Source organism: Pantoea sp. UBA4549 (assembly GCF_002387285.1).
Taxonomy (GTDB): domain Bacteria; phylum Pseudomonadota; class Gammaproteobacteria; order Enterobacterales; family Enterobacteriaceae; genus Pantoea; species Pantoea borealis.
Map to the genome: position 1 here is coordinate 17,408 of NZ_DGLH01000010.1, position 15,480 is coordinate 32,887.

The 15,480-nt window shown below is 57.1% G+C and carries 13 protein-coding genes; 4 read left to right on the forward strand and 9 right to left on the reverse strand.

Annotated elements, in window-relative coordinates; all coding sequences use genetic code 11:
• Positions 1-409 precede the first annotated feature (409 nt).
• The 3 genes from B3041_RS11105 to proB form a co-directional block, all read right to left on the reverse strand.
• The gene (locus B3041_RS11105; protein WP_065650023.1) at positions 410-1,141 is read right to left on the reverse strand and encodes a LexA family transcriptional regulator; all 732 of its coding nucleotides are present in this window, start codon (positions 1,139-1,141) and stop codon (positions 410-412) included.
• 353 nt (positions 1,142-1,494) lie between these two features.
• The gene (gene proA / locus B3041_RS11110; RefSeq protein ID WP_065650024.1) at positions 1,495-2,748 is read right to left on the reverse strand and encodes a glutamate-5-semialdehyde dehydrogenase; all 1,254 of its coding nucleotides are present in this window, start codon (positions 2,746-2,748) and stop codon (positions 1,495-1,497) included.
• A gap of 10 nt (positions 2,749-2,758) precedes the next feature.
• Positions 2,759-3,862, reverse strand: coding sequence for a glutamate 5-kinase (gene proB, locus B3041_RS11115; protein WP_065650025.1), 1,104 nt, complete (start codon positions 3,860-3,862; stop codon positions 2,759-2,761).
• A gap of 244 nt (positions 3,863-4,106) precedes the next feature.
• Here proB and ompC point away from each other — a divergent pair, with 244 nt between their 5' ends.
• A complete protein-coding gene (gene ompC, locus B3041_RS11120; RefSeq protein WP_065650026.1) occupies positions 4,107-5,201 on the forward strand; it encodes a porin OmpC in 1,095 nt (364 codons plus the stop codon).
• A 72-nt stretch (positions 5,202-5,273) separates the two neighbouring features.
• Here the strand turns inward: ompC and crl are convergent, their stop codons facing one another.
• The 3 genes from crl to gpt form a co-directional block, all read right to left on the reverse strand.
• The gene (gene crl / locus B3041_RS11125; RefSeq protein WP_039382877.1) at positions 5,274-5,675 is read right to left on the reverse strand and encodes a sigma factor-binding protein Crl; all 402 of its coding nucleotides are present in this window, start codon (positions 5,673-5,675) and stop codon (positions 5,274-5,276) included.
• Positions 5,676-5,785: 110 nt separating this feature from the next.
• Positions 5,786-7,033: an esterase FrsA gene (frsA, locus tag B3041_RS11130; protein WP_065650027.1), complete on the reverse strand. Its 1,248-nt coding sequence runs from the start codon at positions 7,031-7,033 to the stop codon at positions 5,786-5,788.
• Between the two features lie 121 nt (positions 7,034-7,154).
• Positions 7,155-7,613, reverse strand: coding sequence for a xanthine phosphoribosyltransferase (gene gpt / locus B3041_RS11135; protein ID WP_007887137.1), 459 nt, complete (start codon positions 7,611-7,613; stop codon positions 7,155-7,157).
• A gap of 253 nt (positions 7,614-7,866) precedes the next feature.
• On the opposite strand from gpt, the gene pepD reads away from it, so the two are divergent.
• Positions 7,867-9,327: a beta-Ala-His dipeptidase gene (gene pepD, locus B3041_RS11140; protein WP_065650028.1), complete on the forward strand. Its 1,461-nt coding sequence runs from the start codon at positions 7,867-7,869 to the stop codon at positions 9,325-9,327.
• Positions 9,328-9,367: 40 nt separating this feature from the next.
• On the opposite strand, the gene dinB is transcribed toward pepD, so the two are convergent.
• On the reverse strand, positions 9,368-10,423 hold the full coding sequence (gene dinB / locus B3041_RS11145) for a DNA polymerase IV (RefSeq protein ID WP_292972600.1): 1,056 nt from the start codon (positions 10,421-10,423) through the stop codon (positions 9,368-9,370).
• A gap of 245 nt (positions 10,424-10,668) precedes the next feature.
• On the opposite strand from dinB, the gene dpaA reads away from it, so the two are divergent.
• Positions 10,669-11,412, forward strand: a complete 744-nt coding sequence (gene dpaA, locus B3041_RS11150; protein WP_065650030.1) for a peptidoglycan meso-diaminopimelic acid protein amidase — start codon at positions 10,669-10,671, stop codon at positions 11,410-11,412.
• On the opposite strand, the gene B3041_RS11155 is transcribed toward dpaA, so the two are convergent.
• Together B3041_RS11155 and lpcA are read right to left on the reverse strand one after the other, a co-directional pair.
• On the reverse strand, positions 11,383-12,150 hold the full coding sequence (locus tag B3041_RS11155) for a class II glutamine amidotransferase (RefSeq protein WP_150018573.1): 768 nt from the start codon (positions 12,148-12,150) through the stop codon (positions 11,383-11,385). The genes dpaA and B3041_RS11155 overlap by 30 nt on opposite strands.
• Before the next feature lie 47 nt (positions 12,151-12,197).
• Positions 12,198-12,776, reverse strand: coding sequence for a D-sedoheptulose 7-phosphate isomerase (lpcA, locus tag B3041_RS11160; RefSeq protein ID WP_065650032.1), 579 nt, complete (start codon positions 12,774-12,776; stop codon positions 12,198-12,200).
• Between the two features lie 242 nt (positions 12,777-13,018).
• On the opposite strand from lpcA, the gene fadE reads away from it, so the two are divergent.
• Complete coding sequence (gene fadE, locus B3041_RS11165; RefSeq protein WP_292972612.1) at positions 13,019-15,463, forward strand: acyl-CoA dehydrogenase FadE; 2,445 nt, start codon at positions 13,019-13,021, stop codon at positions 15,461-15,463.
• Positions 15,464-15,480 lie beyond the last annotated feature (17 nt).

Below are 15,480 nucleotides of genomic sequence, written 5' to 3' on the forward strand. Positions count from 1 at the left end.
TCCTCCTGTGAATGAGTTTTTGGCGATGGGGTGGCAAACGCGGCCTTCCGGCAGAGGCCGGTGCGTCCGGTGTGCCACCGGAATCACCCACAATCCGCTTTCCCGGTCGTTAAAAAACGGCCAGGAAAAAGCAGAGAGAAGTGAAGGCAGGAGACAACTGACAACGCTGCTGAGTGCGTATCCACCCCATCCCAAAATACACTGATTTTGAGTGGGCAGTTTCGCGCTTGTGCAGCGCCTCAATTGTTTAAGAGCGGGGCCCGTCCGGGGCAACGATGTCGTCCATCTATGGTCAAATTATTAACATGTTCTAATACTTTCGCAAACACTAACAGTTAATTTTTTATTTACCAACAGTTAAATTTATGATTTCAGCCGGGTTATTTTTTCTGCCGGCGCGGGCAACCCCTTACCCCAGGATCTGATAATCACGCGCCTGGCTCATAATGACGCGGGCAATTACCTGCAGGGAATCAGCTTCATCCAGCGTCAGATACCAGGTCTCATACCGCTTGTTGTCTGAGATCACAGCCACTTTTTTGTGCTGCAGCTGCAGGCGTTTGAGATAGAGCTGATCGTCAAGCGTGAACAGATAGATGCCATCACCATCAAAGCGATGCACGCTGATATCGACAAACAATTGATCGCGCGGTGCGAAGGTACCGGCCATCGAATCGCTGTTCAGGGCAATAAGCCGGATACTCTCTGCCGGGCGGCCATTAAAGAGCACGCGCGCTTCGTCCAGACCATATTCTATCGCCTGAATAGTCTCAACCAGCTCATCACGTGCGGCGATACCCTGCGCGCTGCGCTGGCCAATATCAAGACTCTCCACGCGGAACATATGTCCGGCTGAAAGCAGACGCTGCTGTGAGAGCGCGGCATCCGGTTTCTCCATTCCGAACTGCAGCCACTCCACGCGCACGCCCAGCAGATCGCTGAGCGCTAATAAATTCCCGTCATCCGGAATCGACTGACCGTTGAACCATTTCCATACTCCCGGCGTTGAAATTTTGCATCCTCTTTGCTGCAACGCCTGTGCAACCTGTTTATTTCGTCCATGTCCGACAATTCCCGCACTTTCGCATGCGGCAATCAGCCTGGCAGTAAAAGCGTGTTTTGTACTCTCTTTTTTAACCATCAGTTAATTGTCTGCCATCAGTAAAAGACTGAATGTTATTTTGGTTTTTGCTACCAGTTCATTTTATATTACCGTTAGTTTACTACCCACGCGATATTATCAATGAAGCTGGAGGATCATTATCCTCGCCCGCCTGAGCTAAACCAGCAATGAATGTGTGACAGCTTGTTCTGACAGGGGTTTTCAGGAATCTTCTGTTAACCCCGGACCAGCGCTTACACAAAAAAATGGGTGAAAAGCGGCTGGCACGCCACAGATGACAGATAAATTTCAGAAAGCTGTGATATTGAGTGGATCTAAAGCAAAAAAAAATGGGTACCTGTACAGGTACCCATCTGAGGCGGGCAAGACGGCTAGCGACGCAGCGTATCGTCGCCCCAGCCAATCCATTTGTAGGTGGTCAGCGCTTCCAGCCCCATCGGTCCGCGCGCGTGCAACTTTTGGGTACTGACCGCAACTTCAGCGCCCAGACCAAACTGGCCACCGTCGGTAAAACGGGTACTGGCGTTGACGTAGACCGCAGAAGAATCCACCTGCTGCACAAACGCGTTGGCATGCCGGATGCTGCGCGTCAGAATGCCGTCGGAGTGCTGGGTGCCATATTCACGAATGTGCGCAATCGCCTCATCCATGTCTGCCACCTGCTTAACATTGAGATCGTTCGACAGCCACTCATCGCGATAGTGCGCGTCGCTGACTGCGACCACGCTGGCCGGTCCCGCCTGCAGCTGCGCCAGAATATTGGCATCACCGTGCAGCGTGATGTTTTCCTGCGCCATACGCTGCAGGAAAGCCGGCAGGAAACGATCACGTTGATCCTGATGGATCAGCAGCGTTTCCAGTGAGTTGCAGGCGCTCGGCCGCTGCTTCTTGGCGTTAACGATGATCTCCAGCGCCGCCTCACACTCCATGCTTTCATCAAGATAGAGATGGCAGACGCCGATGCCGCCGGTGATCACCGGTATAGTCGAATGTTCACGGCACAGCTTGTGCAGTCCGGCACCGCCGCGCGGGATCAGCATATCGACATAGCGATCAAGCCTGAGCAGCTGATTGACCAGCTCGCGATCCGGATTTTCAATCGCCTGTATGGCCCCGGCAGGCAGGTTGTGTTTTATCAGCGCCCGCTGAATAACCCGGACCGTAGCCGCGTTGGTACGCCACGTCTCTTTACCGCCGCGCAAAATGGCTGCGTTGCCGGTTTTCAGGCAGAGAGCCGCCACATCAACGGTGACGTTGGGACGCGCTTCGTAAATGACGCCGACCACGCCCAGCGGCACACGCCGCCGTTCAATGCGCAGACCGCTGTCGAGCTGGCCCCCGTCAATCAGCTGTCCCACCGGATCGGCCAGCTGGCAGACCTGCCTCACGTCATCGGCGATGCTCTTCAGCCGCTGCGGCGTCAGCGTCAGGCGATCGAGCAGCGCCGCGCTCATGCCGCTCTGCCGTGCGTCGGCCAGATCCTGTTCATTAGCCGCCAGAATCTCTGCGTGATCCGCCTCCAGCCCTTCAGCCAGGGTCAGCAACACCTGATTTTTTTCTGCGGTGGAGAGCGTTGCCAGCGCGTACGATGCCGCACGCGCCGCCTTACCCATTTCCTCTAACATTTTCTGCTCCTTAGCTGACAACCATGTCGTCGCGATGCACGGCAACCGGACCATATTCATAACCGAGAATATCACCGATCTCCTGACTGTGATGCCCGGCGATCATGCGCATCGCATCGCTGTTGTAACGCGTCACGCCGTGGGCGATATCGCGTCCCTGCAGATTCCGGATGCGGATCACCTCACCGCGTGAGAAATTCCCCTGCACCTCACGGATGCCTTTGGGCAGCAGCGAACTGCCACGCTCCAGCACCGCCGACAGCGCACCATCATCAATGGTGATTTCGCCAGCCGGGGGCGCGCCGAAGATCCAGCGCTTGCGGTTCTCCAGCGGCGACTGCTGTGCGTGAAAGCGCGTCCCGACCGGTTTGCCGTTCAGTACATCGCTGATGACATCCGGACGGCTGCCGGCGGCGATAATCACATCAATACCGGCACGACAGGCAACATCTGCTGCCTGCAGTTTGGTTGCCATACCGCCGGTACCTAAGCCTGACACGCTGCCGCCCGCCAGCGTCCGCAGCGCATCATCAATCTGGTGCACGTCACCAATCAGCTGCGCCTCCGGATTGGTGCGCGGATCGGCGGTGAACAGCCCCTGCTGATCGGTCAGCAGCAGCAGTTTGTCCGCTCCGCCCAGCATCGCCGCCAGCGCCGACAGATTGTCGTTATCGCCGACTTTAATTTCCGCCGTAGCGACCGCGTCGTTTTCGTTAATCACCGGAACGATGTGGTTATCCAGCAGCGCGCGCAGCATATCGCGCGCATAGAGGAAGCGTTCGCGATCTTCCATATCCGCGCGCGTCAGCAGCATCTGACCAATATGGATGCCATAAATAGAGAACAGCTGTTCCCACAGCTGGATCAGACGGCTCTGCCCCACCGCAGCCAGCAGCTGCTTTGAGGCGATGGTCGGTGGCAGTTCGGGATAACCAAGATGTTCACGTCCGGCCGCAATGGCGCCTGAGGTGACAATGACAATGCGATGTCCCGCCGCGTGCATGTGCGCACACTGACGAACCAGCTCCACCATGTGCGCCCGATTCAGCCGGCGCGATCCGCCGGTGAGCACGCTGGTACCCAATTTGACCACCAGGGTCTGACTGCCACTCATATTTTCCTGCCATCTGAGAAAAAATCCGCGAACGGACGTTTTATCAGGAGTCAGCAAGGAAGCCAACAGCCACGCCGGGAAAAGCGCGAATTTCCGCAGCCCTGTCAGCCTGACTGCACCACTCCATTCACCCCGATTGCGCAAATCTGTCATAAAACTTTCATCAGCTATCGGTAAAACGTCCCGTGTTTTACACCCCTTTTCGCGGGTACATACTTTTTTTACTCATCGGGATTGATAGCACATGAAGAAAAGCACACTGGCACTGGTTGTTTCCGCCCTGGCTCTGGCCACCACTGCACAAGCCGCAGAAATTTATAATAAAGACGGTAACAAACTGGATCTCTATGGTCGCGTAAAAGGGATGCACTATTTCAGTGACAATGCGGGCGCAGACGGTGACAAAACGTATGTGCGTCTCGGTTTTAAGGGTCAGACGCAGATTAACGACCTGATGACGGGTTACGGTCAGTGGGAATATCAGTTTCAGGGCAACCGCTCTGAAGGCAGTGACGCAAATAACGGCAACAAAACCCGTCTCGGCTTTGCCGGCCTGAAATTTGGCGACTACGGCTCAATCGACTATGGCCGTAACTACGGCGTGCTGTATGACGTGGAAGCCTGGACCGACGTCTTCCCTGAGTTCGGCGGTGACGGCACCGCGCGCACCGATAACTTTATGGCGGCGCGCACGTCTGGCGTGGCGACCTACCGCAACAGTAATTTCTTTGGTCTGGTGGATGGCCTGCGTTTCGCCCTGCAGTATCAGGGCAAAAATGACGCCGGCAGCGCGAACAGCCGCGGCAGCGCAACGGATACCAGCACCCAGAACGGCGACGGCTACGGCGCATCCCTGGGCTACACCATCGGCGACAGCGGCGTCAGCCTGATGTCGGCCATTACCTCATCCGATCGCACCAGCCAGCAGCAGCAGGCCGGGCTGCTCGGACGCGGAGACAAAGCAGAATCCTGGGGAGCCGGTATTAAATATGATGCTAACAGCGTCTATCTGGCGTCTATCTACACTGAGACGCGCAACATGACGCCCATCGGCACGCGCGGCTTTGCTAATAAAGCGCAGAACATTGAAATGGTGGCACAGTATCAGTTCGATTCCGGCCTGCGTCCGTCACTGGGCTATGTACAGACTAAAGGCAAGGATATTGAAGGCGTGGGTGATGAAGACCTGGTGAAATATGTTGATCTGGGCCTGACGTACTATTTCAATAAGAACATGTCGGCCATGGTGGATTACAAAATTAATCAGCTGGACGACAACAATAAGCTGGGGCTGAACAATGACGATGTGGTTGCCGTGGCGCTGACCTATCAGTTCTGATTATCCGCTACGGTATCAGCACCGCTATCCTCATTACGCAAGAGCCGGCACATGACCGGCTCTTTTTTTATATTATGCGCTCAGCTTCACCGGCTCTTCTTTAAAACCAGCTGCAGGACGCAGATCGAGCTTCTGCTCATGCAGCATCGCTTTCAGCCGCTCATGAAAATTACGCAGCGTACTCTCTACGCGCTCATTGTTTTCTTTACCTTTAATGGTTGTCACACTCCAGTCGCCCTCTTTATCAAACAGGCCGAAGTGATATTCGTAGGTAAAGTGATCGCTGTGCGCATCCAGTGTCATCCACCAGCCCCAGAACTCGCGGCTCTCCGGTGCAGGCTTTACGTTAACGCAGGCGGCCAGGCAGTCAAAAAAGAAACGCGTATCTTCGCATTTTCCTTCACGGATGTACGGCCCCAATTCGGTGAAGCGCTTAAGCAGGCGACTGCGGGGGTGACCACTCGGTAACGTCATGCTAATTCTCTCCCTCAAATAAACCGTAAAAAAAAGCAGCGCGCTGCACAAAAGGCGCAGCGCGTAGTATGCCGACATTAAGTTTTAGCAGAGGTTTTGCATTTTGCCAGTTACCGCTGCAACTGTTTGCTGAGCCAGTCACAGATCTGATTCAGCGCTTTTTCAAAACTGCGGAATACCGGTGATGCCGGAATAGCCAGCGTTTTACCCTGCGCGGATGAGCCGGCAATCAGGCGGGAATCCTCCTCCGGACTGAAAAGATCGTCCGGCCAGTAAGCGGCCAGCATTGGCACCGGCGTACGGCGTCCCAGCAGCCCCTGCACCTTCAGCGAATAGCGATTCAGCTCAATGCGCAGGTTGCTGTCGGACGTGGAGGCCATCCCCAGGCGGCTCGCCAGCATATCCATATACATGTCCGGCAGCTGCTGCTGACGCGCCGCGTCAACAAACACGCCGTGCACCATCGCGCCCAGCGTTGCCACGGCACGAATACGCGGTACCTCAAGCCAGGCGAGTCGGGTCGCGATATTGGCACCAAAGCGATAGCCGAACAGCGCCACGCGGGTGTGATCGATCCACGGCACGTTACTGAGCTCGCGCAGAACCTGCTGATGCAGATGGCTGGTGTCCTGGTTCAGTGTCCATTTACTGCTGTAGCCAACAGAGGGCATGTCCAGCGTCAGCATAGCGATACCGCGCGGGGCCAGATAGTCATGAAACAGACGATAGTGATCGCTTTGCAGCGAATCGAGCCCCCCGCACAGCATCACCGTGGGATAGGGTGCACTGGCCTGCGCCGGCATATGCAGAAACCCGGTAACCGGACTGCCACCACTGACGGGAAACGTCAGTGATTTCAGCTCGCCCGGCAGCCGCCGGGTCGCCTCTTCATAAGCACGGTTCGCCAGCACCTGCGCCTGATCGGCCAGCTCGTCGCCTTTAATATAGGGATAGGCCGCCAGGCTATAGAGGTTTGCCGCGTGCAGCCACTGCTGGCCCGCCTCATCATGCTGCTCGCTCTGCATCGCCTGCTGCTGCCAGAGCGCCGCCTGTTTTGACCACTCAAAATTCCAGTTGCCGCCGCGATAGCCAATCACCGTGTCCAGCAGCGCGTCATCGGTGTGTTCAAAGCGGCTGACAGCGATGCGCGCCAGGACTTCGCTGATCTCCTGCGGGGAGAGGCCGCGCCATGTCCAGAGCAGTTTGTTCAGCATACGATACCAGCCGCGCTGAGTATCCCCCTCCAGCGCGTTATGCACCTGGGCAGTAGCGTGATGCTGACGGCGTACCAGTGAGGAGGTTTCGGGATGTTTAAAACGCGGCTTGAACAGCTCTTCGCTAAGATTTTTTTCGGCCATCTGATGGTTTCTCCTGCGGCAGTCGCATAGATGGCTATGAGTTTACTTCACCCGCCCCCGCTGCGCGAGGCGCGAATAGCACAACGCCCGGCTTAACCGGGCGTTGTTTGCGTTGCATCAATCAGCTTTTGACGATGGGCGGAATATAGACCACGCCCATATCCCACGGCTGTTCAATCCAGGTGTTCTGCGGAATATCCACAATATAGTCATCCACCAGCGCGCGGCCGGCAGGCTTGGCGAAGATAGTGCAGAAACGCGCTTTTGGATACATATCACGGATCGCCTGCGCGGTGCCGCCGGTGTCGACCAGGTCGTCAATAACGATAAAGCCTTCACCGTCGCCTTCGGCGCGCTTCAGCACTTTCATTTCGCGCTGGTGATCGTGATCGTAACTGGAGATGCAGACGGTATCGACGTAGCGAATACCCAGCTCACGCGCCAGCAGTGATGCCGGAACCAGACCACCGCGGCTTACCGCGATGATACCTTTCCACTGTTCCACAGGAAGCAGGCGCTGGGCCAGTTTACGGGCATGAATCTGCAGCATGTCCCAGGTTACGACGTATTTTTCGCTCATAAAAGGAATCCCAACCACCAAAAGTGGCTTAAAAATATGCAAGGGGGAAAAGGTTGCGCGAGATTATAAGGATCTGGCGCGTTAAAAACCAGCATCGGAGAGACTGGTTGCAGGTTTTTAGCGCGCCTGATGACGCGCCTGCGAATAAAGGGTGATATTCTCTGACTCATCACGTCAGATGAGCTGACGGCGATCTTTAACCGAAAACTGCGTGCGAGCGGCCTGTCCGCCACGCTGATACAGGAGACGCGTTGTGTCTGAATTGTCTCAACTCTCCCCGCAGCCGCTGTGGGATATCTTCGCCAAAATCTGCTCTATTCCACACCCTTCTTATCATGAAGAGGCGCTGGCTGAATATGTGGTCAGCTGGGCCAAAGAGCAGAATTTCTGGGTCGAGCGCGATCGGGTCGGCAATATTTTGATCCGTAAACCTGCCACGCCAGGCATGGAAAACCGCACGCCGGTTGCGCTGCAGGCGCACCTGGATATGGTGCCGCAAAAAAATAACGATACCGCTCACGATTTCACTAAAGATCCGATTCAGCCATGGGTTGACGGTGAGTGGGTGAAAGCGCGCGGCACCACGCTGGGTGCAGATAACGGCATCGGCATGGCGTCAGCGCTGGCGGTACTGGCTGACAACAGCCTGACGCACGGCCCGCTGGAAGTGCTGCTGACCATGACCGAAGAGTCGGGCATGGATGGCGCGTTTGGCCTGCAGCCGGACTGGCTGCAGGCGGAAATCCTGATCAACACCGACTCTGAAGAAGAGGGTGAGATCTACATGGGCTGCGCGGGTGGCATCGACTTCATTACCACGCTGCCGCTGAGCCGTGAAGCGGTTCCGGCCGGCTTTGAAACGCTGAAGCTGACGCTCAAAGGATTGAAAGGCGGCCATTCCGGCGCGGATATCCATCTGGGTCTCGGCAACGCGAACAAGCTGCTGGCGCGTTTTCTCGCCGCCCATGCCCGCGAGCTGGATCTGCGTCTGATCGACTTTACCGGCGGCACGCTGCGTAACGCCATCCCGCGTGAAGCCTTTGCCACGCTGGCCGTGGAAAGCCACAAAGTGGATGCGCTGAAATCTGCGGCGCTGCACTTCCAGGCCGTGCTGCTCAATGAACTCGGCAGCAAGGAAAAGCATATCGTGCTGCAGACTGAGCCGGTGGCGCAGCAGGCGGAGGCGCTGAGCGCTGAGTGCCGCGATCGCTTTATCAACCTGCTGAACAGTACCCCTAACGGCGTGATCCGTAATTCAGACGTGGCGAAAGGCGTGGTGGAAACCTCGCTGAACGTTGGCGTGGTCAGCATGGATCAGGCTAACGCTGAAATCATCTGCCTGATTCGCTCGCTGATCGATACGGGCAGGGAGTGGGTAGTAGAGACGCTGACCTCGCTGGGGGCGCTGGCGGGCGCGCAGACCGCACCGAAAGGCGGCTATCCGGGCTGGCAGCCCGACGCTGATTCGCCGGTAATGGCGCTGACGCGCACTACCTACGAAGCGCTGTTTGGCAAAACGCCAAACATTCAGGTGATCCATGCCGGTCTGGAGTGTGGCCTGTTCAAGAAACCGTATCCGCATATGGATATGGTCTCTATCGGACCCACCATTACCGGCCCGCACTCGCCGGATGAGCAGGTGCATATTGAAAGCGTTGGCCTTTACTGGAAGCTACTCACTGCGCTGCTGAACGCGATCCCGGCAAAAGCGTAATTTATGCCGCTCCCCTGCCCGCTACCGGGCGGGGGAGATTTCACAGCCCCAGCAGCAGCTGACGCTCAAGCTGCGGGTCCACCAGCGTAACGTGCAGTCCCACCAGCCTTACCCCGCGTTCTGCCCGACGCGCCTCCCAGACCTGACGCGCCACCGCTACCATATCCTCTTTATTCAGCACCGCCCAGACGTGCTCCTGCGTGGTTTGCTGGAAGTCGCTGAACTTGAATTTTACCCCCTGCCGGGCGATCTGTTTATCTGGCCGGATGGTACCCAGACGGCGATCCAGCTCCGCATAGAGATAGTCGATAATGGGCAAACACTGCTCCCAGTGGTGAATATCCTCCGGCAGCGTGCGCTCAACCCCCAGCGATTTCCGTTCGCGTTCGACGATCACTTCGCGGTCATCAACACCGTTGCTGCGTTCCCAGAGCGAGCGACCAAATTTACCAAAGCGTTTCAGCAGCAGCGACAGGTCGGCCTGCTGCACGTCAGCACAGGTACGCAGCCCCATCTCCTCCAGCTTTTTGGTCGCCACTTTGCCCACGCCCGGGATCTTACTGAGCGGCAGCTCATGCAGAAACGCCGGCACCGCCTGCGGGGTGATCACATACTGGCCGTCAGGCTTATTGAGGTCAGAGGCAATTTTTGCCAGAAATTTGATCGGCGCGATACCTGCCGATGCGGTCAGCCCGGTTTCACGCAGAATATCTGCGCGAATCGCCTGCGCCATCAGCGTGGCCGATCCCTGACAGTGCGGACTGCTGGTAACATCCAGATAGGCTTCATCCAGCGAAAGCGGTTCAATCAGCGGCGTGTAGCGGAGGAAGATTTCGCGGATCTGCCGCGAGGCCTCTTTGTAGGCGTCAAAGCGCCCTGGCAGCAGACGCAGGTGCGGACAGAGACGCAGCGCAGTCGAGGTCGGCATGGCGCTGCGCACGCCATATTTACGCGCCGGATAGTTAGCGGTGCTGATGACCCCGCGCTGAACGCGGTTGCCGCCAATGGCGATAGGGATATCCCGCAACGACGGATCGTCACGCATCTCAACCGCTGCGTAAAAGCAGTCCATATCGACATGAATGATTTTGCGCATACCCCCTCCGGACACTGGCTAAGTATACAGTAGCGAAGGCGTTGAGCAATCTCCGTCAGCACCGCGGCCGCGTTTAAAGGCGTTTCACTCCCCGGCACATCACAACTTTGCGCCATTTTCTTGCCCGCTATCTTGATTAAAAGCCAGACAATGTTAATGTTGCGCAGCGATAGCGGATATTTCCGATAATGCAACTGAGTGACGCCGCGCGTCTGAGTTTTTCTTCACTTCAAGGTATACACAGAATGGGCAGAATCGCATTGCTGTTCGCGATGATTCTTATGCCAGTCCTTAGCTGGGCAATCACACCTGAACCCGCACAACCGCTGGCTCCGGTAAGCAAAGAGTTAAAGAAACAACTGCTGGGTACGCCAGTATTTATCCAGATTTTCAAAGAAGAGCGCACGCTGGAACTCTATGGCAAAATCGGCAATGAATATCGCCTGCTGGACAGCTATCGCATCTGTAATTTTTCCGGCGGACTTGGTCCCAAACGCCGCCAGGGCGACTTCAAAAGTCCGGAAGGCTTTTACAACGTTAAGCTTAATCAGCTGAAACCCGACAGCCGCTTTTACCGCGCCATTAATACCGGTTTTCCTAACCAGTACGATCGCAGCAAGGGCTATAACGGCAACTATCTGATGATTCACGGTGACTGCGTTTCCGTGGGCTGCTACGCCATGACCAACGGTTCAATGGATGAGATTTTCAACTATGTTAATGCGGCCCTGCGTAACGGCCAGCAGGAGATGCAGCTGAATATCTATCCGTTCCGTATGACGGAAAGCAATATGCAGCGTCATCGCTACTCAAGCTATATCGATTTCTGGCGCGAACTGCAGCCGGGCTACGCCTATTTTGCGAAATATCACGTGCCGCCCGGCGTTAACGTCACGGCTACGGGTCAGTATGCGGTGAACAACACCCCGGTACTGTCCACACCGGACGCGGCCTCCAAATCATTCCTGGCGCTCACCCAGGCAAAATAGCGCCCACTCGCCTGGCGCTATCCGGTGCCAGGTTTCATTTCCGGTCAGCGGCTGCGTGGCGATAACCGTTACCACATCATGTGGCGTGGTCTGCTGCTGGAAATCGATCTCCACATCCTGATCCAGCAAACGCGCTTTCCCAAACGGCGCGCGCCGCGTGATCCAGTAAAGATTGGTGGAGCAGAACGCCATCAGATAGCGCCCATCTGACAACAGCATGTTAAATACGCCTTTTTCACGCAGCTCACCGGCAAGTTCAGCAATGTAGCGAAACACTGCGGGCCAGTTTCCTGGCGTCCGCGGATAGCGCGCCTGCAGCTGCGAGAGGATCCAGCAAAACGCCTTTTCACTGTCAGTCTCTCCCACCGGGCGAAAGTGGCCGCTGTCGAGCTGGCGATAGCCTTTAAGCTGTCCATTGTGCGCGTAAGTCCAGTTGCGGCCCCACAGCTCACGGGTAAAAGGATGGGTGTTCTCCAGGGAGACCTCGCCCCGGTTTGCCTGGCGGATATGCGCAACCACCGAGTGCGATTTGATCGGATACTCCTGCACCAGGCGGGCGACCGGCGAGTTTACGCTCGGCAGCGGATCTTTGAATGTGCGGCATCCTTTGCCTTCATAAAAGGCGATACCCCAGCCATCTTTATGCGGTCCGGTACCGCCGCCGCGCTGTACCAGCCCGGTAAAACTGAAGCAGATATCGGTAGGGACATTGGCGCTCATCCCGAGCAGTTCGCACATAGCTACCCCCTTCTCACCCCTCCCGGCATGCGGGAAGGCAGCGTGAATTACTTAACCATCTCTTTTTCAATCAGCAGCATCAGGATGTGGATCACTTTGATATGGATCTCCTGTATGCGATCGGCATAGCCGAAATGCGGTACCCGGATCTCAATATCCGCACTGCCTGCCATTTTGCCGCCATCTTTGCCGGTCAGGGTAATGACTTTCATTCCCTGCGCGCGCGCTGCCTCAATCGCTTTGATGATATTGGCGGAGTTGCCGGAAGTGGAGAGCCCCAGCAGCACATCGCCTTCGCGCCCTACCGCTTCCACGTAGCGTGAAAACACATGGTCATAGCCGAAATCGTTGCTGACGCAGGAGAGATGGCTGACATCAGAAATTGCAATGGCCGGATAGCCGGGACGGTTTTCGCGATAGCGGCCGGTCAGCTCTTCTGCAAAATGCATTGCGTCACAGTGTGATCCCCCGTTACCACAAGAGAGCACTTTTCCGCCCGCTTTGAAACTGTCCGCCAGCAGCACCGCTGCACGCTGAATGGCGTGGATATTGGCGTCGTCACTCAAAAACCGGGTCAGGGTGTCGGCAGCTTCGTTGAGTTCCGAGCGAATGATGTCCTGATACATAGGAGATGTCCTTTAGAGGAGAGGTTAACCCGGCAAGTTTAACGGAATGCCACAGGGGCGCAAAGCGCTGGCAGCAGGGAAAACGCCTCTCTCACTGCGCGACCAGACGATAAATGCGCCAGCTACGATGATTTTGTGAGCCTGGTTGTAATTGTGATGTAAAGGAATTGCTTATTAAGACCGGCTGCTCTAAACCTGTCACTAACAGGTCAGACCTCTTACTACTTACGGAGCGATTCACTATGCTGCTGGTTTCCATCGTGGCGACGCTACTGCTGGTTAGCGCCCTCTTTTATCATCAGATATCTCTGCGTCTGAGCAGCGCCATCCTGCTGCTCTGGACCGCTGCCATGGCCTTAACCGGCCTCTGGACCGGCTGGCTGCTGCTGCCGCTGGCGCTGATCCTGCTGCCATTTAACCTGCCGTCGCTGCGCCAGCGCCTGTTTTCAAAACCGGCTCTGCAGGGCTTTCGCAAGGTTATGCCGCCGATGTCGCGCACCGAACAGGAAGCGATCGATGCCGGCACAACCTGGTGGGAAGGCGATCTGTTTCAGGGCAAGCCGGACTGGCAAAAGCTGCACAACTACCCGCGTCCGCAGCTCACCGCAGAGGAGCAGGCGTTTCTGGATGGTCCGGTTGAGGAAGCGTGCCGTATGGCAAACGACTTCGCGATTACCCATGAGCTGGCCGATTTACCACCGGAGCTGTGGGCCTATCTGAAGCAGCACCGCTTTTTCGCCATGATCATTAAAAAAGAGTATGGCGGACTGGAGTTTTCCGCTTATGCGCAGGCGCGCGTATTGCAGAAACTGGCTGGCGTCTCCGGTATTCTGGCGATTACCGTCGGCGTCCCGAACTCCCTGGGGCCGGGCGAGCTGCTGCAGCACTACGGTACTGAGGAGCAGAAAGATCACTATCTGCCGCGTCTGGCGCGCGGCGATGAGATCCCCTGCTTTGCCCTGACCAGCCCGGAAGCGGGCTCCGATGCCGGTGCCATTCCTGATACCGGTGTGGTCTGTATGGGCGAGTGGCAGGGTCAGCAGGTGCTGGGTATGCGTCTGACCTGGAACAAGCGTTATATTACGCTGGCCCCGGTCGCTACCGTGCTGGGCCTGGCGTTTAAACTCTCCGATCCCGATGGTCTGCTGGGCGATAACCCGGAGCCGGGAATTACCTGTGCGCTGATCCCGACCCATACGCCGGGCGTGGAGATTGGTAATCGCCACTTCCCGCTGAACGTGCCGTTCCAGAATGGCCCGACGCGCGGCAACAACATATTTGTACCGATTGACTATATCATCGGCGGTCCGGCGATGGCCGGCCAGGGCTGGCGCATGCTGGTAGAGTGCCTCTCGGTCGGGCGCGGCATCACGCTGCCTTCTAACTCCACCGGCAGCCTGAAAAGCGTGGCGCTGGCCACCGGCGCTTATGCGCACATCCGCCGTCAGTTCAAAGTGGCGATTGGCAAAATGGAAGGTATTGAAGAGCCGCTGGCGCGCATTGCCGGTAATGCTTACGTCATGGACGCGGCCGCCACGCTGATCACCACCGGCATTATGCAGGGTGAAAAGCCGGCCGTGCTCTCTGCGATTGTGAAGTATCACTGTACCCACCGCGGTCAGCGCGCCATTATCGACGCCATGGATATTGCGGGCGGCAAAGGCATCATGCTGGGGGATAACAATTTCCTCGCCCGCGCCTATCAGGGAGCGCCTATCGCTATTACGGTTGAGGGCGCCAATATCCTGACGCGCAGCATGATTATCTTTGGTCAGGGTGCTATCCGCTGCCATCCGTGGGTGCTGAAAGAGATGGACGCAGCGGCGAAAAACGATCTTTCCCGTTTTGACCATGCACTGTTCAGCCATATCGGTCATGTCGGCAGCAGTGCAGTACGCAGCCTCTGGCTCGGCCTGACCAACGGCCGCACCAGCGCCGCACCGACGCGTGACGCGACGCGCCACTACTATCAGCAGCTTAATCGTCTGAGCGCGAACCTGGCGCTGCTCTCTGATATCTCCATGGCCGTGCTCGGCGGCAGCCTGAAGCGACGCGAACGCATCTCTGCCCGCCTCGGTGATGTGCTGAGCCAGATGTACCTTGCGTCCGCCACGCTGAAACGCTATGACGAAGAGGGACGCCATGAGGCCGATCTGCCGCTGGTGCACTGGGGCGTGCAGGATGCGCTGCACCAGGCCGAAGTGGCGATGGACGATCTGCTGCGTAACTTCCCGAACCGGCTGACTGCCGGAGCGCTGCGCCTGGCCATCTTCGCCGGTGGCAAACGCTGCCTGCCGCCGTCAGACAAACTTGACCATAAACTGGCGAGGCTGCTGCAGCTGCCTTCTGCTACCCGCTCCCGCCTTGGCCGCGGTCAGTATCTGACGCCAGCTGAGCATAACCCGGCAGGTCAGCTGGAGCAGGCGCTGCAGGATGTCATGGCGGCGGAAGTGATCCACGATCGCCTCTGTCAGCAGCAGAAAAAGCACCTCTCCTTTACCCGTCTTGATGCGCTGGCGCAGCGGGCGCTGAAGGAGGGTCTGATCGACGAGAGCGAAGCGCAGGTGCTGATCCGCGCAGAAGCCAGCCGGCTGAAAGCCATTAATGTGGATGAGTTCGTGCCGGAAGCGCTGGCCGCACCGAAGCCACAACCCCGGCCGCAGGCGCGATCCAGCGAAGCGGCATAATCCCGACACCAGGTGCC